Origin of the sequence: uncultured Methylovirgula sp., from assembly GCF_947646745.1 — a bacterium.
GTDB lineage: Bacteria > Pseudomonadota > Alphaproteobacteria > Rhizobiales > Beijerinckiaceae > Methylovirgula.
Genome location: NZ_CANSHK010000040.1, coordinates 1 through 22,277, shown reverse-complemented (window position 1 = coordinate 22,277; position 22,277 = coordinate 1). Strand labels below are relative to the sequence as shown.

Here is a 22,277-nt window from a genome sequence, read left to right as displayed (position 1 = left end):
TCCTATTGGGCTGCGGTCGCGGTCGGCACGAAATCGGGCGTGTCGGTCGAGGAATAATCGAAGGTCACATCCTTCCAGGTGTCGAGCGCTTGGCGTAGCGGCAGGCAGTTCTTCGCCGCTTCTTCGAGGATCTGCGGACCTTCGGCGTGGGTATCGCGGCCGGCATTGCGGGCGAAGATGATCGCCTCGAGCGCGACGCGATTGGCGGTGGCGCCGGCCTCGATGCCCATCGGATGGCCGATCGTGCCGCCGCCGAACTGCAACACGCAATCCTCGCCGAGAAGATCGATCAATTGGTGCATCTGGCCGGCGTGAATGCCGCCCGAGGCGACGGGCATCAGTTTGTTGAGCGAGGCCCAATGCTGATCGAAGAAAATGCCGTGTTCGAGCGCCACCGGATTATAATCCTCGCGGCAGATGTCGTAATAGCCGCGCACATTGTTCGGATCGCCTTCGAGCTTGCCGACGACGGTGCCGGCGTGGATGTGATCGACGCCGGCCAGCCGCATCCATTTGGCGATGACGCGGAAGGAAACGCCATGCGACTTCTGCCGCGTATAGGTCGAATGGCCGGCGCGATGCAGATGTAGGATCGTGTCGTTCTTGCGCGCCCATTTGGCCATGGACTGGATCGCCGTATAGCCGACGACGAGATCGATCATGATGATGACCGAGCCGAGGTCCTTGGCGAATTCGGCGCGCTCGTACATGTCTTCCATCGTCGCCGCCGTGACATTGAGATAAGTGCCCTTCACCTCGCCCGTCGCCGCCTCGGCTTTGGCCACCGCCTCCATGCAATAGAGAAAACGATCCCGCCAATGCATGAAGGGCTGCGAATTGATGTTTTCGTCATCCTTGGTGAAGTCGAGGCCGCCTTTCAGCGCCTCATAGACGACGCGGCCGTAATTGCGGCCGGAGAGGCCGAGCTTGGGTTTCACCGTCGCGCCGAGCAGCGGGCGGCCGAATTTGTCGAGCCGCTCGCGTTCGACGACGATGCCGGTCGCCGGGCCTTGGAAGGTCTTCACATAGGCGACGGGGAACCGCATGTCCTCGAGCCGCAAGGCCTTCAACGGCTTGAAGCCGAAGACATTGCCGATGATCGAAGCGGAGAGATTGGCGATCGAGCCCGGCTCGAAGAGATCGAGATCATAGGCGATGAAGGCGAAATAGGAGCCGGGCGCATTCGGCACCGGATCGACGCGATAGCATTTGGCGCGATATTTCTCGCAGGCCGTCAGCCGATCGGTCCAAACCACGGTCCAGGTTGCTGTCGAGGATTCGCCGGCGACGGCGGCTGCCGCCTCGATCGGGTCGACGCCGTCCTGCGGCGTGACGCGGAAGACGGCGAGAATGTCGGTGTCCTTCGGCTCATAATCGGGCTGCCAATAGCCCATCTCGCGATATTCCATCACGCCGGCCGAATAGCGGCTGCGCTTTTCTCCGGCGGGCGATTTCTTGTCGAGCATGATCGCGACTCCTCAAAGCTGTTGGCGCCCCCGTGAACGCAAAGCCCTCAACTGACGGTTCCATGGCCGGCGGCGGCATGGGCCGCGTTGACGATGGCCTCGACCGTGATGCCGAAATGCTTGTAGAGATCGGCAGCCGGCGCGCTGGCGCCGAAATCCGTCATGCCGATGAAGTAATCTTCCGGCGCGAGCACAGCGCCCCATCCCTGGCGCAAGGCTGCCTCGATGCCGATGCGCGGCGCCTGGCCGAGCGCGCCGGCGCGATAGGCAGGCGCCTGCTCGGCAAAAAGCTCAAAGCAGGGGATCGAGACGACTGCGGCCTTGATGTTCTCTTTGGCGAGTTCGTCCGCCGCGGCGACGGCGAGCGACACTTCCGAGCCGGAGGCGATGAGCGTCACGTCGCGCTCGCCCACCGCCTCGCGGAGCACATAGGCGCCCAAAGCCGAACGGTTCTCGGCGATGTGCTCCTTGCGCACGACCGGTAGATTCTGCCGCGACAGAGCGAGAACCGAGGGCGCGTGCTTGAGGTTCAGAGCCAGCTCCCAGACTTCGGCCGTCTCGATTGCATCCGCCGGGCGAAAGACATGCAGATGCGGAATCGCGCGCAGGGCGGCGAGCGTCTCGACCGGCTGATGCGTCGGGCCGTCCTCGCCGAGGCCGATCGAATCATGCGTCAGCACATATATGACGCGCTGATGCATCAAGGCGGATAGCCGGATCGCCGGGCGGGCATAATCGGCGAAGACCAGGAAGGTGCCGCCGTAGGGGATGAAGCCGCCATGCAGCGCGAGGCCGTTCAGGGCCGCCGCCATGCCGAACTCGCGGATGCCGTAATGGATATAGCGGCCGGAAAAGTCGAGCGGCGTCACCGCGTCCATGCCGGCCGCTTTGGTGTTGTTCGAGCCGGTGAGATCGGCCGAGCCGCCAAGCAGGTTCGGCTGAATCTTGGCGAGGGCGTCGAGCACTTTCTGCGAGGAGACGCGCGTCGCCTGCGCCGCATTGGCGCCGCTCGCCGTTTTTTTGAAGGCGGCGATCGTTTCCGCCAGCGCCGGGCTCAAGGCTTCGGCGATATCTTGATCAAAGCGTGCCGCGGCCTCGCCGTCGCGCCTTGCCAACCAGGCCTCGCGCGCCTTTGCGCCGCGTGTCCCGGCCGAGCGCCAGGCGGTGAGGATCGGCTCCGGCACGTCGAAGGGCGGCGCCGTCCAGCCGAGCTTTTCGCGCGCCGCCGCAATTTCGGCCGCACCGAGCGCCGCACCGTGGACGCCATGCGTGCCGGCCTTGGTCGGCGCGCCGAAGCCGATCAAAGTCTTGCAGGCGATCAGCACCGGTCTGTCGGAGCGTTGCGCCTTGTCGAGCGCCGCCGTGATGGCTTGCGGATCATGGCCGTCGATGTGCCAGGCGTCCCAGCCCGCGGCCTTGAAACGCGCCACCTGGTCGGTCGAATCGGCGAGGCTGACGGCGCCGTCGATGGTGATGCTGTTGTCGTCCCAGAGCACGACGAGCTTGGCGAGCTTCAAATGTCCTGCGAGCGTGATCGCCTCCTGGCTCACGCCCTCCATCAGGCAGCCGTCGCCGGCGATGACATAAGTGTGATGATCGACGAGATCGCTGCCGTAGCGGGCGGCGAGCAATTTCTCGGCGATCGCCATGCCGACGGCCATGGCGAGGCCTTGGCCGAGCGGGCCCGTCGTCGTCTCGACGCCGGGGGTATGGCCATATTCGGGATGGCCGGGCGTCTTCGAGCCGAGCTGGCGGAAGTTCTTGATCTCCTCGATCGTCATCTCCGGATAGCCGGTGAGGTAGAGCAGCGCATAGAGCAGCATCGAGCCGTGGCCGGCGGAGAGTACGAAACGGTCGCGGTCGGGCCATTTCGGATCGGCGGGATCGAATTTCAGGAATTGCGTGAACAGAACCGTCGCCACGTCGGCCATGCCCATCGGCATGCCGGGATGACCGCAGGTCGCCTTTTCCACCGCATCGACGGCGAGGAAGCGGATCGCATTGGCGAGCTGGGCGTGTGTGACGCCAGCTTCAGCCTTGGCGAGCACATTCATCGAATTCTCCTTCACAGCGCGCGCCGCGCGCGTTCGACCATTTGCATGATGATCGGCGTCAGGATGAGCTGCATGGCAAGGTCGAGCTTGCCGCCGCCGACGACAATCGAATTGGCGCGCGACATAAAACTGTCGTGGATCATCGACAGCAAATAGGAAAAGTCGATGCCGCGCGGATTCTTGAAGCGGATGATGACCATGGATTCGTCCGAGGTCGGAATCCAGCGCGCCGCGAAGGGATTGGACGTATCGACCGTCGGCACGCGCTGGAAGTTGATGTCCGTCTCAGTGAACTGCGGACAGATGTAATTCACATAGTCCGGCATGCGACGCAAGATCGTGTCGGTGACGGCTTCCTTCGAATAGCCGCGCGCCGCTTTGTCGCGATAGATCTTCTGAATCCATTCGAGATTGATGACCGGCACCACGCCGATCTTAAGGTCGGCGTAGCGCGCGACGTCGACCTTGTCCGAGACGAGCGCGCCGTGCAGCCCTTCGTAGAAAAGCACCTCGGATTTTTCCGGCAGCGGTCCCCAATCGGTGAATTTTCCGGGCACGCCGCCGTAAAGCTCAGCCTCGGCGTCATCATGCACATAATGGCGCGTCTTGGCATGGCCTGTCTCGCCATAGGTGCGGAAGACCGCCTCCAATTCTTCGAGCAGATTGGCGGCGGGGCCAAAATGGCTGAAATGATTGTTGCCGCGCTTTTCTTCCTCGCGCATCACGCGGCGCATGTCCTCGCGGTCGTAGCGATGAAAGGCGTCGCCTTCGATAAAGGCGGCGGCGATCTTCTCGCGCCGGAAAATATGTTCGAACGTTCGCCGCACGGAGGTCGTGCCGGCGCCGGACGATCCGGTGACCGAAATGATGGGATGTTTTGCCGACATCGCGCCGCCCCGCCTAAAACCGCATCAGGCCACGGCGGCCGAAAAGCGGCGAATGTTCCGCCGAAAATTGCGGGTCGGTGTGATAGCGCGTGACGAGATGCACGACATCGGCGGAGCCGAAGACGAAGGGCGTGCGCGCATGCAGTTCGGTCGGCTGGATGTCGAGAATGCGGCGGGCGCAATCGGTTGCCGAGCCGCGCGCATTCTCGATGATGAGGCTGATCGGATTGGCCTCGTAAATGAGCCGCAGCCGCCCGGCGCTGTAGCCCTGGCGCATATCGCCGGGATAGAGAAAGATGCCGCCGCGCGCCAGGATGCGATAGGCTTCCGCCACCAGCGAGGCGATCCAGCGCATGTTCTGGTCCTGGCCGATGGGGCCTTCCTTGCCCTTGATGCAATCGTCGACAAAGGCGCGCACCGAGGGCGCCCAATGGCGATAGTTCGAGGCATTGATCGCATATTCTTTCGATTTCGGCGGAATATCGGCCTGCGCTTGCACGCGCACGAAAGCGCCGACCCGGCGGTCAAGGATGAAGATTTGCGTCGCGCCGTCGGCGGCGAGGACGATCGCGGTCTGCGGCCCGTAGATCACGAAGCCCGCTGCGACTTGATTGCGGCCGGGCTGCAGGAAATGCGCTTTCGGATCGTCGGCGCCGGCGAGGCGCGGCAAGACTGAGAAGATCGTGCCGATCGAGACATTGGCATTGATGTTCGACGACCCGTCGACGGGGTCCATGGCGACCGCAAGCGGCGCTTGCGAATCGAGCACCAGCGGCTCGTCCAATTCCTCCGACAAGAGCACGGCGACAGGGGCGCGCCGCAGCGCATTGACGAACAAGTCGTGGCCAAAGACGTCGAGCTTTTTCTGAACGTCGCCGCTGCCGTTGATGTCGCCGGCCGCCGCGGCGCCGTCGCCATAGAGCAGGCCGAGGGCGATCACATCGGCCATTTCGATCGCCGCCCCGGCGATCTCGTGCACGAGCTTGGCCACCGGCGCGAAGGCCGCGTCCCGCGCCGTGATATCCTGTAAGATATCGTCCAGATGATTGCTGTGCGCGACTTTGAGCATGTCCTACCCTGCGCTCGTTTTTATCTGGAGTCTTATGACCCGAAGTCACCCTGACCGGGGGCAAAGAAAAATGAATTATATTGAGATAGCACCAAAAAAAATCTAATAACAGCGGAATGAAGCGCGTCACGATCAAACAGCTCGAAAGCGTCCGCGCCGTCGCCGAGGCCGGGACGATTGTGAAAGCGGCCGAGCAACTTAACGTAACGCCAGCGGCGCTGACCTCGCGCATCCAATTGCTGGAAGAAGACGCAGGCGTTGCTTTGTTCGACCGCGCCGGCGGCCGCCTGCGGCTGACTGTCGCCGGGGAAGAGGTCGTCAACGCCGCGCATGGCATTGAGCGCGTCCTGACCCATCTCGACGTCACGCTGGGCGCTTTGCGCGGCGCGCGCAGCGGCCGCATCGCCGTCGGCATCGTCTCGACGGCGAAATATATCGCGCCGCGTCTTGTTGCCGCCTTCGCTCGGCAAAATCCGCATATTGAAGTGACGATCACGGTCGGCAATCGCAGCGAAATGGTCGCTCAATTGCGCGACCACCGGCTCGATGTCTGTTTGATGGGCCGTCCGCCCGCCGATTTTCCCGTCGAGAGCGTGGCGATCGGCGAACACCCGCAGGTCATCGTTGCCGCGCCGGATCATCCGCTCGTTGGCCAAAAGCAGATCGGCAAGGCCGCGCTCGCGCAGGAGAATTTCATCATTCGGGAAGAAGGCTCGGGCACGCGCGCCGTGTTCGATTATTTCTTTTCCGACGTGCCGGTCCGCCACCCGACCGTCAACATCGAGATCGGCTCGAATGAAACGATCAAGCAGGCGGTGATGGCGGGCCTTGGTCTCGCTCTGCTGTCGGCGCATACGATCGAAGCGGAGGTTGTGAGCGGCCGGCTGGCTGTTCTCGATGTCGCCGGCCTGCCTCTGTTGCGGCAATGGTTCGTCGTCCGCCGCGCCGACCGCGCGCCGACGCCCCTTGCGCAGGCGATCTGGGATTTTGCTGTCGAAGAGGCGCCGAAGCTTTTGCCGAACGGGATCGCGGCTTAGCTTTTCGGTCCGAAGCGCTAGCTCGCCGCCTGGAAGCGTATGTGCGGCTGGCCGACAAAATTATAAGCGCCGATGTGGGTCAGCTTGCCCTCGGTATCGAGCCAGATCTTGCCGCCGATGTCGCGCCATTTCTGACAGAAGCCGAAATCTTCGCTGACATAGGTTTTGGTTTCGGGATCGATCGCGCATTCGAACAGCGCATAGCTCTCGCCGCCTTTGGCATTGCTATAAGCATGCACGCCCGCATAGCGCGTCTCGGGATAAGCGGCGATCATCTTCTCGATCACTTGGCGCTTCACCATCATGAAGCCGCCGCCGCAATAAATGCCGGTGGCGAAGCGGCCCTGCCGCTCGATTTCGTTGCCGGTGCAAAGCGTGCCGACGTAGAGCAGCGGCGCGCTCTGAAACGTCTCGCCGCCGGTCAGCCGCTTCATCGCTGCGGCACTCCAATCGATCACTTTCAAGGGATAGATGCCGGCGACGAATTCCTGATCGAAAGCCAGCATGTCGTGCACCTGCTGCGGATCGAAGCAAATGTCAGCGTCGATGAACAGCATGTGCGTCGCCGGGGTGCTGAGAAATTGCGCCACGAGCGTATTGCGGCTGCGGGTGATGAGCGAATCATGCCCGAGCAGCGCCAGCATGGCATCGAAGCCCGCTTGGCCGGCGAGTTGGACGAGGCTGATGACCGACTGCATGTAATGCTGCGAGACGAGGCCGCCGAAGCACGGCGTTGCGATGAACAGCAGCGGGCGTTGGGTCATGGCGGCCTCAGGCGCGAAGAGAATCGCCGCGCATCCTGGCCGCGGCCCTCGCCAAAGGCAATGCCGCCCGGCTCAAGCACGACAGCTTCACGCCAGCTTGCTTACCCGGCGATGCGCAGGCCCGAGGAGGCGCTGTCGCGGCGCCGCAATTCGGCTTCCCGCCGCAGCATATAGTCGCGCGTCAGCGGCACGGTCTCGACTTTCTTGGCGAGCTGGATTTGGAAGACCACCTCGCCGGTATAGCGGAAGGCGCATTCCGAGCCGGCAAGATAATATTCCCACATCCGGCAGAAGCGCTCGTCGTAGAGCGCCATCGCTTCCGCCCGATGCGCCAGGAAGCGCTCGCGCCATGATCGGAGCGTCGCGGCATAATGCAGCCGCAGTACCTCGATGTCGGTGACGTAAAGGCCGGCCTTCTGGATCGAGGGCATGATCGTCGACAAAGCCGGGATATAGCCGCCGGGGAAGATATATTTGTTGACCCACGGATCGGGCTCATACTGGACGCGCGCCGTGCCGATCGTATGGATCAGCGCCATGCCGTCCGGGTTGAGCATTTTGGCGACCTGCTGGAAATAAGCATCGTAAAACTCGGGGCCCACGTGCTCGAACATGCCGACCGAGACGATCTTGTCGAAACGCTCGTCGATCTCGCGATAGTCCTGCAACCGAAAATCGATCATGCCGGTTTGTCCGGCTTCGGTGGCGCGGTCGCGGGCATAGGCAAGCTGTTCGCGCGACAGGGTGATGCCCGTCACCCTAGCCCCGCAGATGTCGGCGAGATAAAGCGCCATGCCGCCCCAGCCACAGCCGATGTCGAGAACCCGCTCGCCCCTCTCGACCATGAGTTTCGCCGCGATATGGCGCTTCTTGGCAAGTTGGGCCTCGTCCAATGTCGCCTCGGGGTTCTCGAAATAGGCGCAGGAATACTGCATGTCGCTGTCGAGGAAGAGCTGATAGAGGCGCCGGTCGAGATCATAATGATGCGCCACGTTCTGGCGCGCGCGTCGCGAACTGTTGGCCTTGAACATATGCCGCAAGCGGCCATGCACGGCCGTGAGCGCCTGGAGCCACCAGATGCGTTCGAGATTGTCGATGTTGCCGCAGATGATGGCGAGCACGTCGTAGATCGTGCCCGTTTCGACCGTGACGCGGCCCTCCATGTAGAGTTCGCCAAAATGCAAGGTCGGATTGCGCAGCACGGCGTTCTGCGCCGCCCGGTCGGCGAAGCGCAGGCGGGCCGGCGGCCCGCTGCCATCGCCGAAATGATAGATCGCGCCGGACGCGGCTTCAATTTCGAGTGAGCCGGTCTTGATGAGCGCGGCGATGAACCGCCGGAACAATTTCTCCATCTCGCACCTCGACGCCATTAGGGTGTCGCGTGCGGCTCGGCGCCGCGTGGCCTTCGTCGCCGAGCCTGTGTGCGAACGCACATTGCACACACGCAACATCGAGCCGGCCTACAGCGGAACCTTCCGTCCCCTTCCGACTTCCGGCTGTGAGCCCATATCGGATAATGGTGACGGCGTTGTTTGGTTCGCGCCAAGGCGTGGTCATTTAAGGACCGGAGTATCAAAGATGCAATATTTTCGACTCTTACGCGCCTCGGCTTGTGCGGCCGCCCTCCTCGTGACGGCGCCGGCGTTTGCATTCGGTGGCGGTCATGGCGGCGCCGGTGGCGGTGGTCACGGGGGTGGCTTCGGCGGCGGGCATGGCGGTTTTAGCGGCGGGTTCGGTGGCGGTCACAGCGGCGGTTTCGCCGGCGGTTTCCACGGCGGGGCCGGCGGCTTTCATGGCAGCTATGCAGGCGGCGGGTGGCATGGCGGCGCGAGCGGCTTTCATGGCAGCTACGCTGGCGGCGGATGGAACGGCGGCGGCTGGCATGGCGGCGCGCACGGCGGCGGTTGGCATGGTGGGGGTTGGCACGGCGGGGGTTGGCAAGGCGGCGGCGGCTACCCAGTTTATGGCTGGGGCTACGGCTACCCCTACGGCTATGACTACGATTATCCGGGCTATTGGTACGGCGGCGACTATGGGAGTTATACCTATGATACTCCTGATTATGACTACGCTTACGGCGATGACGGCGCTGACTATGGTCCGGGCGTCTACGACCAGAATGCGTATGATCAAGGTGCCGGCTACGGCCCGCAGGCCGCAGCGCCGCTCGGCCAATATTGCCATACGCCGGTAAAGACCTGTCAGCTTTATAACCCGGCGACCGTCGGCGTCGGTTGCTCTTGCCGCGATGGCGCCGGGCGCGCCTACGGCCGGGTCGGGCAATAAGCGTCTTCAACATTTCGAGAGCCGTGGCTGCGCGGCTCTCGATTATTGCTGATAGCGCTCGCGATACCAGGCGACGAAGGCGGGCACGCCAATGCTGACCGGCGTCGACGGCCGGTAGCCGGTCAATCCTTCCAAAAGATCCGTATTGGCGAAGGTGGCGGGCACGTCGCCGCTTTGCATCGCCAACAGCTTGCGCTCGGCCTTCTGTCCAAGCGCCGCTTCGACCGCCGCGACAAAATCCTCGAGCTCGACCGGCCGACCGGCGCCGATGTTCACGGCGCGCCATGGCGCAACCGGCGAAAGGCTGTCGCCGGCGATCGCGCCATGGACACTGCCGGGCGTCGGCGGGGCGTTGTGCAGCAGCCGCAGCATGGCCTCGATCAAATCGTCGATATAGGTGAAGTCGCGCCGCATCTTGCCGTGGTTATAAAGCTCGATCGGCCGGCCTTCGAGAATGGCGGCGACGAATTTGAACAGCGCCATGTCCGGCCGTCCCCACGGCCCATAGACCGTGAAAAACCGCAGCATCGTCGTCGGGATGGCGAAGAGATGGCTGTAGGAATGCGCCATTTCTTCATTGGCCTTTTTGCTCGCCGCGTAGAGCGTCAACGGATGATCGGCGCGGTCCGTCTCGAAGAACGGAATTTTCGCATTGGCACCGTAGACCGATGAGGTCGAGGCGAGCAGCGCGTGGCGCGGTGGATTGGCGCGCATCAATTCGAGCAGATTGAACGTGCCGACGAGATTGGCATCGACATAGGCGCGCGGGTTTTCGAGGCTGTAGCGTACGCCCGCCTGTGCGGCGAAATGATAGACGATGTCGAAGCCATCACCGTAGGCGCGCTGGAATTCGGCGAAGTCTTCGAGCATCAGCCGATGCCCGGTATAGAGGCCGTGCTGGTCGAGCAGCGCCTGTCGGGCTGTCTTCAAGGTCACGTCATAATAAGGCGTGAATCCATCGATGCCGACAACCTCATCGCCACGTTCAAGCAGGCGGCGCGCCATGTGAAAGCCGATGAAGCCTGCCGCGCCGGTGACGAGAATACGCATTCTGAAACTGCTCCACGCTGGCCAGGCTCGCTAACAGCGATTTGACTTAACTCATAAAAGCTTGTCTGGCGCGGTCGTAAATTCCTCATAGCTGAGCCTGTACACAGCTAACAGACCCGCCGCGCTTCGCGGCGGCCAATGTGGAGGGTTCCGATGCGAAGCATAGCGAGAGGGCTGGCCGTGGCGGGCCTTGCGGCGGGGTTGATGAGCGGGCAGGACGCGCTTGCGTTCGGCCATGGCGGCGGCGGCTTTCACGGCGGTGGCGGCTGGGGCGGCGGCGGCTTCCACGGCGGCGGTGGCTGGGGCGGTGGTGGCTGGCACGGCGGCGGTGGCTGGCATGGCGGCGGCGGTTGGGGCGGCTGGCACGGCGGCGGTTGGGGTGGCTGGGGCGGTTGGGGCTGGGGCTATCCCTATTGGGGATGGGGCTATGGCTGGGCTTCGCCCTATCTCTACGCCTACCCCTATGATTACGGCTACGATTATCCGCCGCCTCCGCAACCTTATGGCGGCGGCGGGCTTTATTGCGTGACCCGAGCGCACCTTTGCGCGCTTTCGTCGGCGCGCTCGCCCGGTGCCCGTTGCGCCTGCGGCGGCGTCCGGGGCCGTGTCCGGGTGTTGCCCGGACAATAACATCGGCCGAAGGCCGCAACCCCGTGCACCGGCGGGCAGCGCCGGTGCACGTCTCAAGAGGCGCGTCGAAAGCTGGGCGCCGGCCGTGACGAAGCGCGGAGGGCCTTGATTTCGATCAAGAAAATTTGCGAAGGCGGGGCTTTTCGTTGTGACTTTTCGCCCACTTGCGTCGTTTTTGGAATTAGGCCAAAACCAATTCGGGGAAGCGACGAAGCCAGTTCAGGCAAGGCACCGAAGGCGGTGATCGAGCCCAGAAGGCGCAAACGAAGGCCATAGGCGCCGCCGCACGAAGGACTGGGTTCGTCCATGGAGTATCGGGCATATTTCGAAGACGCTTTGGGTCGTCTCAAAGCCGAGAGACGCTACCGCGTTTTCGTCGACCTTGAACGCGATGCCACGCATTTCCCCTACGCCCGCTGGCATCGCGATAATGGCCAGGTTGAAGACGTCATCATCTGGTGCTCCAACGATTATCTCGGGATGGGGCTTGATCCGCAGGTGATCGAGGCCATGCGCACCGCGGCGACCTGCCACGGCGTCGGCGCCGGCGGCACCCGCAACATCGCCGGCACCAATCATCCGCTCGTCGCGCTCGAAGGCGAACTCGCCGATCTGCACGGCAAGCCCGGCTGCCTCGTCTTCACCTCGGGCTGGATTTCCAATCTCGCCGCGATCTCGGCCATCGGCTCGCTCTTGCCCGACTGCCTGATCTTGTCGGACGCCTATAATCACAATTCGATGATCGAGGGGATCAAGCGCTCGCGCGCCGAGCGGCAGATTTTCCGCCACAACGATCTCGACCATCTCGAAGACCTGCTCAAGGCCGCCGGCCGCGAGCGGCCGAAGCTCATCGCTTTCGAGAGTCTTTATTCGATGGACGGCGACATCGCGCCGATCGGCAAGATCGCCGATCTTGCCGAGCGCTACAATGCGATGACCTATCTCGACGAGGTCCATGCCGTCGGCCTCTATGGTCCGCGCGGCGGCGGCATCGCCGATCGCGATGGCGAAATGGGCCGCATCGATGTGATCGAGGGCACCCTCGCCAAAGGCTTCGGCACGCTCGGCGGCTACATCACGGCCGATGCGCCGATCATCGACGCGGTGCGCTCCTATGCAGCCTCGTTTATCTTCACGACGGCGCTGTCGCCGGCGCTCGCCGCGGCGGCGCGCAAGGCCGTGCAAGTCCTGAAGAGCGAGCAGGGCGTCGAATTGCGGGCGCGGCATCAGCGCCAAGCCAATTTGACCAAGCATGCGCTCTCGGCGGCCGGCCTGCCGGTGATGGCCAATCATTCGCATATCGTCCCGGTCTTCGTCGGCGATGCCGAGCGCTGCAAAGCGGCCTCGGACCTGCTGCTCGAACGCCACGGCGTCTATATCCAGCCGATCAATTATCCGACCGTCGCACGTGGCACGGAGCGGCTGCGCATCACGCCCTCGCCGGCACATTCGGACGGCCATGTCGCCCATCTCGTCGAAGCGATGGTCGATGTCTGGCAGACGCTGCAACTGCCGCTCACCGAGACGGCGGCCAATGTCGTGCCCTTCCGCCGCGAGACGGATGACGCGCACTGCACCTTCCCGGACTTCAAAAAGGCGGCAGAATAGCCGCCTTCACGCCGCCAAATCCGGCAGGCAATGTTCGCGGATATGCGCCGCGAGCAGTCGATAGTCTTCGGCCCGCACCGCGCCTTTGCGCCAGACCAGCACCAGCGTCCGCACCGCCTTGGGAGCCGAATAGGGGATGAGCTGAACCGCCGTGCCGGCGGCTTCGAGCGCAATCTTCGGCAAGAGCGTAATTCCCATGCCGGCTTCGACGAGTTGCACCAAGGTCAAGAGCGATGCGGCGCGCACGTCGTTTTCCTCGGCGATCGCGTCGCGGCCGAGCGCCTCCATCGCATGTTCGCGCAGGCAATGGCCTTGGTCGAGCAGCAGCAGCGGCTCGCTGGCGAGATGCGCCTTCGTCACCTGCGCCCGGCCGGCGAGCGGATGACCGCGTCTGACGGCGAGGTAGAACGGATCTTTGCCGAGTTCGGCCATTTCCACGCCCTCGAGCGACGGCACATGCGCGAGGAAGGCGGCGTCGAGCCGCCCGCTCGCAAGCTCGGTCAAGAGCGATTGCGTCAGCCCTTCGCGGACGCGAAGATGCAGCGACGGATAGGCCTCGCCGAGGCTCGCCAGCAGCTTCGGCAGCACGAAAGGTGCGACCGAGGGGATGACACCAAGTCGCAGATGCTTGCCCAATGGCATGATGTCCTGCGCCGCATATTCCGGCAATTCCTGGATCTCGGCGAGGATATGCCGGGCCCGGCGGACCATGGCTTCGCCGAAGGGCAGGAGCTGCATCCGCCGCCCCGAGCGATCGATGAGCGGATGCCCGAACTCGGCCTCAAGCCCCTGAATTGCGGCGCTTAATGTCGATTGCGTAATGCCCGCCGCCTTGGCCGCCGCGGCAAAGGTGCTGCTTTCGGAAAGCGTCACGAGATAGCGCAGATGGCGCAGGTTCACATTGACCGTCATGCGCAGCTCAATCGAGAAAATCGAACACGATGATAAAAATATTCGACTTGATCGAAATTTGTAAAGCTCTTTAATTGCAGTGCAGCATCGCCCCTCAGGGCCGACGGATGCGACCTCCCACAAGCACTGCCGTCAAAGGAATATTGGAATGGCTGGAATCGGAGATAAATTACCCTCGTTTTCGGTGACCGGCGTCAAGCCCGGCTTCAACAATCACGAGGAGAACGGTGTCTCGGCCTTCGAGACGCTGACGGAAGCGAGCTTCCCCGGCAAGTGGAAGATCATCTTCTTCTATCCGAAGGACTTCACCTTCGTCTGCCCGACCGAGATTGCGGAATTCGCCAAGCTCTCCGGCGAGTTCGCCGACCGTGACGCCGTCGTCCTCGGCGGCTCGACCGACAATGAATTCGTCAAGCTCGCCTGGCGCCGCAGCCACAAGGATCTCGACAAGCTGCCGATCTGGTCCTTCGCCGACACCAACGGCTCGCTGACCGACGGCCTCGGCGTGCGCTCGCCCGACGGCGTCGCCTATCGCTATACGTTCGTCGTCGATCCGGACAATGTCATCCAGCACATCTATGCGACGAATCTCAATGTCGGCCGCGCGCCGAAGGATACGCTGCGCGTGCTCGATGCCCTGCAGACGGACGAACTCTGCCCCTGCGGCCGCGAGGTCGGCGGCGAGACGTTGAAGGCCGCGTAAGCCGCCCAAACAATTCGGCAACGATCGCGGCGGGGCCAAAAGCTCCGCCGTTTCGTTGCGTGCCCTTTTGAAAAGGATCAGATCACGCCATGTCGCTCGATGCGCTGAAAAATCAAATCGCCGATTTCGCCAAGGACGTGCGGCTCAATCTGTCGTCGATGGCGAGCGACGAGACGCTGACACCGGTGCAGAAATACGGCCTCTTCGCTGCCTGCGGCATCGCTTCGCGCAATCCGCAGGTGCGCCAGGCGCTCGTCGCCGAGGCGACGCAGCATCTCGATGAGGCCGCCCTCAACGCCGCCAAGGCTGCGGCGGCGATCATGGGCATGAACAATGTCTATTATCGCTTCCTGCACCTCGCCTCGAACGCGGAATTCCGCACCATGCCGGCGAAGCTGCGCATGAACGTCATCGCCAATCCCGGCGTCGCCAAGCAGGATTTCGAATTGTGGTCGCTGGCGGTCTCGGCGATCAACGGCTGCGGCACCTGCATCGATGCGCATGAGGCCGAATTGCGCAAGGCGGGCGTGAGTTCGCAGAGCATTCAGGCCGCGGTGCGCTTCGCCGCCATCATCGAATCGGCCGCCATCGCGCTTGAAGCAGCGGCGTAAATCAAAACCGTCATGCGCGGAATGCTCCGCGCATGACGTTGTACGCGTAGCTTATTCCGCCATGTCGGCGTTGCCTTCGGCCTTTTCCTTGGCTTCGAGGTCTTCACCCGTCTGCTGATCGACGGCGCGCATCGACAGCCGCACCTTGCCGCGATCGTCGAAGCCGAGCAGTTTCACCTTCACCTTGTCGCCTTCCTTGACGACGTCGCTGGTCTTGGCGACCCGGCCCTTGGCGAGCTGCGAGATGTGAACGAGGCCGTCTTTCGAGCCGAAGAAATTCACGAAGGCGCCGAATTCGACGACCTTGACGACCGTGCCGTCGTAGATCTGGCCGACTTCCGGATCCATCGCGATCGATTTGATCCAGTTGATCGCCGCCTTGATCGAATTGGCGTCGCTCGAGGCGACCTTCACCGTGCCGTCGTCTTCGATATTGATCTTGGCGCCGGTCTTTTCGACGATCTCGCGGATCACCTTGCCGCCGGTGCCGATCACTTCGCGGATCTTGTCGGTCGCGATCTTGAAGCTCTCGATGCGCGGCGCGAATTCGCCGAGCTCGGCGCGGGCGCCGGTGAGGGCCTTGGCCATTTCGCCGAGGATGTGCAGGCGGCCGTCTTTGGCCTGGCCGAGTGCGACGCGCATGATCTCTTCGGTAATGCCGGCGATCTTGATGTCCATCTGCAGCGAGGTGACGCCGTTCTCGGTGCCCGCCACTTTGAAATCCATGTCGCCGAGATGGTCCTCATCGCCGAGGATGTCGGAGAGCACGGCAAAGCGCTCGCCTTCGAGGATCAGGCCCATGGCGATGCCGGCGGTCGGCATCTTGATCGGCACGCCGGCATCCATCAGCGCCAGCGACGAGCCGCAGACGGTCGCCATCGACGACGAGCCGTTCGACTCGGTGATCTCGGAAACGACGCGGATCGTATAGGGGAATTCCGCCGCCGTCGGCAGCATCGGGCGGATGGCGCGCCAGGCGAGCTTGCCGTGGCCGATCTCGCGCCGCCCGGGCGAACCCATGCGGCCGGTCTCGCCCACCGAATAGGGCGGGAAATTATAATGGAGCAGGAAGCGCTCCTTGTAAGTGCCCTCGAGCGAGTCGATGAATTGCTCGTCTTCGCCGGTGCCGAGCGTTGCGACGACCAGAGCCTGCGTCTCGCCGCGTGTGAACAGCGCCGAACCATGCGTGCGCGGCAGAATGCCGACTTGCGCCAGGATCGGCCGCACCGTCCGCACATCGCGCCCGTCGATGCGGATGCCGAGGTCGAGAATGTTCCAGCGCACGACCTTGGCCTGCAGCTCATGGAAGGCCTCGCCGACCTCTTCCTTGGTAAACTTGGCCTCGCCCTCGGCCGGGAACAGCGCCGCTTCGACTTTCGCCTTGACGGCGTCGACGGCGGCGTAGCGCTGCTGCTTGGCGGTGATCTTATAGGCTTCGCGCAACTCGGCCTCGGCGACCTGGCGCACCGCCGCTTCGACCTCGGACTTGTCCTTCACGACGAGTTCGCGCGGCTCCTTGGCCGCCTTTTCGGCCAAGCGGATGATCGCGTCGATCACCGGCTGGAAGCCGCGATGGCCGGTCATGACGGCTTCGAGCATCGTCGCTTCGGAAAGCTCCTTGGCCTCGGATTCGACCATCAGCACGGCTTCGCCGGTACCGGCGACGACGAGGTCGAGCGTCGAATCCTTCATCTCTTCGATGGTCGGATTGAGTTTCAGCTGGCCGTTGATATGGCCGACGCGGGCCGCGCCGACGGGCCCCATGAAGGGGACGCCCGAGAGCGTCAGGGCGGCGGAGGCCGCGACCATCGCCAGAATGTCGGGATCGTTCTCAAGGTCGTGCGAGAGGACGGTGACGATCACCTGCGTGTCGTTGCGGTAGCCGTCCGGGAAAAGCGGCCGGATCGGCCGGTCGATCAGGCGCGAGATCAGCGTCTCGCGCTCGGAGGGGCGGCCTTCGCGCTTGAAATAACCGCCGGGAATGCGGCCGGCGGCGAAGGCCTTCTCCTGGTAATTCACGGTCAGCGGGAAAAAATCCTGCCCCGGCTTCGGCGCCTTGGCCGAGACGACGGTCGCGAGGACCGTGGTCTCGCCGTAGGTGGCGAGCACGGCGCCGTCGGCTTGGCGGGCGATGCGACCGGTTTCGAGCACGAGCTTGTGCCCGGCCCAGGTCAATTCTTCACGATGGATCTCGAACATTGGTCTTTCTCTTTGGTCGGGCGAAGACCCAAGGCCATGTGCAGAACGGCAAGAAGCTTCCCTCCTGAGAAGCGCCTGGCGATCCTGCCATGGCTCTGGTCTGCCAGGCAGCGCCGGCCCCATGCCGTGCTGCCGATTTCCAGATCGCGATGCGTTAAGGCGCAGAGCCGAAGCGCGTATGACGCGATCCAATCTATAAACGGAGCGGGGTCCCGCTCCGCCCGGCGCGCCGGAGCGCGGGGGAAGTCTAGAGCATTTTCGCCGGCCGGGCACCGGCGACAATAAGGCTTCGGCCCGCCGCCCACAGGGCGCCAGGCCAAAATTTCAAGCTATTGTCCAGGCGAAGATGTCCAGCGCCGGGCGGGTTAAGCATGAAGCCCGTCTTAACGCCGGATGCCGAGCCGCTCGATCAGCGTCTTGTAGCGCGGCTCGTCCTTGCGCTTCACGTAATCGAGAAGCTGGCGGCGCTGCGAGACGAGCTTGAGCAGACCGCGACGCGAGTGATTGTCCTTCACATGCGTCTTGAAATGCTCGGTGAGATTGGCGATCCGCTCGGTGAGAATGGCAATCTGCACTTCGGGCGAGCCGGTGTCGCCGGATTTCGTCGCATATTCCTTGATGAGCGTGTCCTTGCGCTCGGCCGTAATCGACATCGGTCGGTCCTTTCCGGTTCGAAAAATGCCTCCGCCCGCGGCCAGGCCGGGATGTCGTCCAGCGGGGTTTTGGGGGAGCGGCGCCGGCCAAACGGCCAGCGATCCGGGCTTTATACAGGAAAGCGCCAGGGAGGGAAGGGCGTACTTGAGCGCGGCCGCCTCAAGCCGGCGTATCGGACGCGTCGCCGCCTCCGTCGATCAGGCCGAAATCGCGCGACTTGGTCGCTTCGTCGGCAATGGCGAACCCCTCTGCGGCGAGGCCGCGCCGCAAGAGTTCACGCACGGCCGCGGCGCGGCTCGGCATGCGCTTGCTGAAGCGCCAGTCATCCACCGCGCGCAATTCCTTCGCCGTCAGCATGATCTGCAGGCGCTCCTCGCGAGACAGCTTGGCCACGGCTCAGCTCCATAGAGATATCGAAAGAGGTGTCGAAACGTCCTTCGTCAGATAGGAAGCGTCACTTACTCATTCAACACCAAACACGCAAAAAACACAATTGGCACGTTCGCGCCGTTTGACAGTTTAGCCAGCATAACTGCTCTCATTGCAAAAAGCTTATTTGTAGTATAGCTGCCAATTCTATCTGAAACCGTAATGTTATGAATAATATAGATGAAAAAATGGCATTGATATTCGGCCTCTCCGCTCTATCCTAATGAAGTAACTCCTGCCCGCGGAGAGTGCGGATGCAATCACTCACCAAGAATTCCGAATTTTCGACGCCGGCGGATGCTCTCCCGCGCGGTCTCAACGGCGCGCATGCGCCGGCCCCGCAGCGGGTCGGAAACCTTGCCGCGAACGGGCACGATGCGGCGACGGTCGATCTCGTCGAATTGCTGCGCGAAAAGGCCAGGCAAGCCTGCCGGGCCTCATCGATGCGGCTCGAATTCGCCGCGCTTGGTCTCGGCGGCTGCGAGATGCACGCCGGGACGGCGACTCTCATTTCGCTCATCGTCGAAGAGGCGGTTGTCAACGCCGTCCGCTATGCGCATCCCTCGGGCGTTGACGGGGTGGTGACAATCGCCTTCGAGCGCGACGACGCCCGCGCGCTTTCCATCGACATCATGGACGATGGCGTCGGGCTGCCCGAACATTTCGATCCGGTGAAGGACGGCGGCACCGGCTTCCAAATCATTCGCGCTTTGAGCGCGCGGCTCGGCGCAAAACTCACGTTCGACTCGACAAGCCTCGGCTTTCGGCTGCGCTTGCAATTGCCGCGGACTTCGCTCGAGGCCAGCAATGTCGGCCTGACGATCGTCTCGAATGGCCAGGGATGGGCCGCCGGACCCGAACAGCGCAAGCAGATGGATCAGGCGGCGCTGCGCATGCTGATGGCCATCGTCAAATCCTCCGACGACGCGATCTTGAGCAAGGACCTCAACGGCGTCATCACGAGCTGGAACGAGGGGGCGCAAAGGCTGTTCGGCTATACGGCGGGGGAGGTCGTCGGCAAATCGGTGACGATTCTCATTCCGCAGGATCGCCAGGACGAAGAGCCTCAAATCCTCGATCGCATCCGCCGCGGCGAGCGCGTCAAGCACTATGAGACGGTCCGCGTGCGCAAGGACGGCAGCCTCGTCGAGATTTCGCTGAGCGTCTCGCCGATCAAGGACGACGACGGGCGCGTCATCGGCGCCTCGAAGATCGCCCGCGACATCAGCGAGCGTAAGGGGGCCCAGATGCGTCAAGAGCTGCTGGTGCGCGAGATCAACCACCGGACGAAGAACTTATTTGCGATCATTCAATCCGTGGTGTCGAAAAGCTTCGTCGGCAAAAGTTCGGTCGATGAGGCGAAGCAAGCCGTGCTGAGCCGGCTCCACGCGCTGGCGCAAACGAATGTGCTGTTGATGGAGAAGGATTTCCACGGCGCCGACATTCGAACCATCATCGCGACGGAAATGAGTCCTTATCAGGACCGCACCGAAGTCGAGGGGCCCGGCATTCTTCTGTCGGCGCAAGCCGCGCAGAATCTCGCGCTCGCCATTCATGAGCTTGCGACGAACGCCGCCAAATACGGAGCGCTTTGCACGCTGTCCGGAAAGGTCCGTCTGAACTGGCTGATCCGCGAAGAGGGAGGCGAGCGGCTCTTTACATTTCGGTGGAAGGAAGAAGGCGGTCCGATCGTCGCCGCGCCGCAGCGCAAGGGCTTCGGCAGCACCGTTCTCGAGCGGGTGATGGCGGAATATTTCGAGGTGCGGATCGATTTCGCAGCCTCGGGCGTCATTTACGAAATGCGCGGTCCGCTCGAAGCCATTATGGCTGAAAAATAGCGCGGCCTGTCCGCGAACGGTCAAAACCCATCCGGCCTGGCGCCGTGGCTCGAGACCGCCTCGAAATCCGATTCCGGCGTCTGCAGCACATTCTGCGTCTCGGCGAGCTTGGCGAAGCGGCCGCCGAGCGCAACAAGATCCTCGTAGCGGCCGCGTTCGACGATCCTGCCGTTGTCGAAGACGAAGATGCGGTCGGCGTTGCGCACCGTCGCCAGCCGATGCGCGATGATGAAGGTCGTCCGGCCCTTCGTCGCCCGGGCCATGGCGCGCTGCAATTGCCGCTCGGTCTCGACATCGAGCGCCGAGGTCGCTTCGTCGAAGATCATGATCGGCGGGTCTTTCAGGAGCGCGCGGGCGATGGCGAGCCGTTGGCGCTCGCCGCCGGAGAGCGAGCGGCCGCGCTCGCTGACGATCGTGTTGAGGCCTTCGCTCTGGCGCGCGACGAAGGCATCGGCCTGGGCGAGGTCGAGCGCCTCGTCGAGTTCGGCTTCGGTCGCGTCGAGCTTGCCGATTTTGACGTTTTCCTCGATCGAGCGGGCAAACAGCATCGGCTCCTGGAAGACGACGCCAATATTGCGGCGCAGACCGGCGAGCGTCATGTCGCGGATGTCGATGCCGTCGATCGTGATCCTGCCCGCCTGCGGGTCGAAGACGCGATGCAGCAGGCTCATGGTCGTCGACTTGCCGGAGCCGGTCGCCCCGACGAGCGCCACCGTCTCGCCCGGCGCGACATCGAAGCTCACGGCGTCGATTGCGGTCTTGCCATCGATATAGGCGAAGCTCACGTGGTCGAAGACGACATGGCCCTGGAGCCGGCCCGGGTCCTTGGCGCCGGGCCGGTCGGCGACGCTCGGCGCCGTGTCGAGCACGCGGAAGAATTCCGCGAGCTTCGGCGCTTGCAGGAAGAGGCCGTTGATGAAATTGACGATCTCGACCAGCTTGCCGATCAGCATGGTGGCGAGCGCCATGAAGGTGACGAGCTGGCCGATCGTCGCGAGACCTTGCGCATGCAGCCAGACGCCGACGATGAAGATCGTCAGCAGCGTCAGCGTCGAGGCGGCGCGCGCCGCCACCACCGCCACCGCCCACCACGAGAGCACAGGCAATTGCGCGTTGAGCACCGCCTGGATCAGGCCGTTCATGGCCAGCGCTTCGCTCTGGATGCGGGTGAAGCTTTGGATGACGGCGATGTTGCCGAGCACGTCCGAGGCGCGTTCGGAGAGGTTGGCGTTGAAGCCTTCGACTTGCGTCTGCAGCGTATGGGTGCGGCGGACGACGAAGATGATGATGACGCCGAAAATCGCGACGAGGATGATCAGCGGCAGGCCGAGACGCCAGTTGATGAACAAGGCGAGCGGCAGCAGCACCGTGAGCGCGACGAAATCGGCGCATTTCTCGCGGAAGAAGGAGAGCCACAGCCAGAACAGCGCCGAGGCTCCTTCAAGCATGCCTTTTAAAAGCCGGCCGGAATGGACCGCGGCATGAAAGGAGAGCGGCAGGTTGAGCACGTGCTCGAAATAAAGGCCCATGGCCGCGAGCCGGCGGCGATGCGCCATCCGGTCGGCGCGCAGGCCGACGAAAACCGCGCCGACGATCGAGAAGAGAGCAAAGCCGATCCAGGCGCCGATCAAGGGCGCCAGCGCGTGGATGCCGGGGCTCTGGTGCAGGGCCTCGCCGCTATTCATCCGGTCGATGATGCGGCCGAAGAGGACGGGTTCGGCGAATTGCGCCGCGGCGAGGGCGAAATTGGCAAGCGCCAAAAAGATCGCCACATGAGTCTCGTTGCCGAGCAGGCCCAGAGCGCGGAAGTAAAGCCGCGACAGCGAGGTTTGGGGTTCGGCCTTGGACATTGGCGATGGCTTCGTCGATAAGATATTTTGATTAAAGCATGTTCGCGCGTCGCCCAAAAACGATGAGACGGCGCCGGCGCCGGACCAAACAGCACGAGATATGAACACAGGCTTGACGGACTTCGAGGACATTGGCGCCGAAAAATTTGCCTTTCCCATTGCGGCCGAAGACGCCGGGCGGCGGCTCGACGCGGTGCTCGCGGCGCGGCCCGAGGCGCAGGGCGCCGGCC

General features: G+C 63.3%; 19 protein-coding genes. 7 read left to right on the top strand and 12 right to left on the bottom strand.

The window, feature by feature from the left end:
• Window positions 1-2: 2 nt before the first annotated feature.
• Genes Q0025_RS12060 through Q0025_RS12045 form a run of 4 tightly spaced genes read right to left on the bottom strand, consistent with a single transcriptional unit; the run spans window position 3 to window position 5,476 of the window.
• Entirely contained in the window at window positions 3-1,466 is a 1,464-nt protein-coding gene (locus tag Q0025_RS12060; RefSeq protein ID WP_297299420.1) for a form I ribulose bisphosphate carboxylase large subunit, read from the bottom strand.
• Between the two features lie 47 nt (window positions 1,467-1,513).
• Window positions 1,514-3,520, bottom strand: coding sequence for a transketolase (gene tkt, locus Q0025_RS12055; protein WP_297299418.1), 2,007 nt, complete (start codon window positions 3,518-3,520; stop codon window positions 1,514-1,516).
• Between the two features lie 11 nt (window positions 3,521-3,531).
• On the bottom strand, window positions 3,532-4,407 hold the full coding sequence (locus Q0025_RS12050) for a phosphoribulokinase (protein ID WP_297299416.1): 876 nt from the start codon (window positions 4,405-4,407) through the stop codon (window positions 3,532-3,534).
• Window positions 4,408-4,420: 13 nt separating this feature from the next.
• Window positions 4,421-5,476, bottom strand: coding sequence for a class 1 fructose-bisphosphatase (locus Q0025_RS12045; protein WP_297299414.1), 1,056 nt, complete (start codon window positions 5,474-5,476; stop codon window positions 4,421-4,423).
• A 116-nt stretch (window positions 5,477-5,592) separates the two neighbouring features.
• Here Q0025_RS12045 and Q0025_RS12040 point away from each other — a divergent pair, with 116 nt between their 5' ends.
• Complete coding sequence (locus Q0025_RS12040) at window positions 5,593-6,513, top strand: LysR family transcriptional regulator (RefSeq protein ID WP_297299412.1); 921 nt, start codon at window positions 5,593-5,595, stop codon at window positions 6,511-6,513.
• Window positions 6,514-6,530: 17 nt separating this feature from the next.
• On the opposite strand, the gene Q0025_RS12035 is transcribed toward Q0025_RS12040, so the two are convergent.
• Together Q0025_RS12035 and Q0025_RS12030 are read right to left on the bottom strand one after the other, a co-directional pair.
• Window positions 6,531-7,277 (bottom strand): hypothetical protein, encoded by a 747-nt coding sequence (locus Q0025_RS12035; RefSeq protein ID WP_297299410.1) that lies wholly within the window; start codon window positions 7,275-7,277, stop codon window positions 6,531-6,533.
• Between the two features lie 101 nt (window positions 7,278-7,378).
• The gene (locus Q0025_RS12030; RefSeq protein WP_297299408.1) at window positions 7,379-8,629 is read right to left on the bottom strand and encodes a cyclopropane-fatty-acyl-phospholipid synthase family protein; all 1,251 of its coding nucleotides are present in this window, start codon (window positions 8,627-8,629) and stop codon (window positions 7,379-7,381) included.
• 226 nt (window positions 8,630-8,855) lie between these two features.
• On the opposite strand from Q0025_RS12030, the gene Q0025_RS12025 reads away from it, so the two are divergent.
• Window positions 8,856-9,563, top strand: coding sequence for a hypothetical protein (locus Q0025_RS12025; RefSeq protein ID WP_297299405.1), 708 nt, complete (start codon window positions 8,856-8,858; stop codon window positions 9,561-9,563).
• Between the two features lie 42 nt (window positions 9,564-9,605).
• Here Q0025_RS12025 and Q0025_RS12020 read toward each other — a convergent pair whose 3' ends face one another.
• The gene (locus tag Q0025_RS12020; RefSeq protein WP_297299403.1) at window positions 9,606-10,613 is read right to left on the bottom strand and encodes an NAD-dependent epimerase/dehydratase family protein; all 1,008 of its coding nucleotides are present in this window, start codon (window positions 10,611-10,613) and stop codon (window positions 9,606-9,608) included.
• 204 nt (window positions 10,614-10,817) lie between these two features.
• Between Q0025_RS12020 and Q0025_RS12015 the strand changes: the two genes are divergently transcribed.
• Both Q0025_RS12015 and hemA read left to right on the top strand, forming a co-directional pair.
• Window positions 10,818-11,243, top strand: coding sequence for a hypothetical protein (locus tag Q0025_RS12015; RefSeq protein ID WP_297299402.1), 426 nt, complete (start codon window positions 10,818-10,820; stop codon window positions 11,241-11,243).
• A 306-nt stretch (window positions 11,244-11,549) separates the two neighbouring features.
• A complete protein-coding gene (gene hemA, locus Q0025_RS12010) occupies window positions 11,550-12,851 on the top strand; it encodes a 5-aminolevulinate synthase (RefSeq protein ID WP_297299401.1) in 1,302 nt (433 codons plus the stop codon).
• Between the two features lie 6 nt (window positions 12,852-12,857).
• Here the strand turns inward: hemA and Q0025_RS12005 are convergent, their stop codons facing one another.
• Window positions 12,858-13,763, bottom strand: coding sequence for a hydrogen peroxide-inducible genes activator (locus tag Q0025_RS12005; protein WP_297299400.1), 906 nt, complete (start codon window positions 13,761-13,763; stop codon window positions 12,858-12,860).
• Window positions 13,764-13,911: 148 nt separating this feature from the next.
• Here Q0025_RS12005 and Q0025_RS12000 point away from each other — a divergent pair, with 148 nt between their 5' ends.
• Together Q0025_RS12000 and Q0025_RS11995 are read left to right on the top strand one after the other, a co-directional pair.
• Complete coding sequence (locus Q0025_RS12000) at window positions 13,912-14,466, top strand: peroxiredoxin (RefSeq protein WP_297299398.1); 555 nt, start codon at window positions 13,912-13,914, stop codon at window positions 14,464-14,466.
• Between the two features lie 89 nt (window positions 14,467-14,555).
• Window positions 14,556-15,077, top strand: coding sequence for a carboxymuconolactone decarboxylase family protein (locus Q0025_RS11995; RefSeq protein ID WP_297299396.1), 522 nt, complete (start codon window positions 14,556-14,558; stop codon window positions 15,075-15,077).
• 51 nt (window positions 15,078-15,128) lie between these two features.
• Here the strand turns inward: Q0025_RS11995 and pnp are convergent, their stop codons facing one another.
• The 3 genes from pnp to Q0025_RS11980 form a co-directional block, all read right to left on the bottom strand.
• Entirely contained in the window at window positions 15,129-17,276 is a 2,148-nt protein-coding gene (gene pnp, locus Q0025_RS11990; protein ID WP_297299393.1) for a polyribonucleotide nucleotidyltransferase, read from the bottom strand.
• A gap of 383 nt (window positions 17,277-17,659) precedes the next feature.
• Window positions 17,660-17,929: a 30S ribosomal protein S15 gene (rpsO, locus tag Q0025_RS11985; protein WP_297299391.1), complete on the bottom strand. Its 270-nt coding sequence runs from the start codon at window positions 17,927-17,929 to the stop codon at window positions 17,660-17,662.
• Window positions 17,930-18,089: 160 nt separating this feature from the next.
• Window positions 18,090-18,323, bottom strand: a complete 234-nt coding sequence (locus Q0025_RS11980; RefSeq protein WP_297299389.1) for a hypothetical protein — start codon at window positions 18,321-18,323, stop codon at window positions 18,090-18,092.
• A 290-nt stretch (window positions 18,324-18,613) separates the two neighbouring features.
• Here Q0025_RS11980 and Q0025_RS11975 point away from each other — a divergent pair, with 290 nt between their 5' ends.
• A complete protein-coding gene (locus Q0025_RS11975) occupies window positions 18,614-20,197 on the top strand; it encodes a PAS domain S-box protein (RefSeq protein WP_297299387.1) in 1,584 nt (527 codons plus the stop codon).
• A 20-nt stretch (window positions 20,198-20,217) separates the two neighbouring features.
• Here Q0025_RS11975 and Q0025_RS11970 read toward each other — a convergent pair whose 3' ends face one another.
• The gene (locus tag Q0025_RS11970; RefSeq protein ID WP_297299385.1) at window positions 20,218-22,047 is read right to left on the bottom strand and encodes a glucan ABC transporter ATP-binding protein/ permease; all 1,830 of its coding nucleotides are present in this window, start codon (window positions 22,045-22,047) and stop codon (window positions 20,218-20,220) included.
• Window positions 22,048-22,277: the final 230 nt, after the last annotated feature.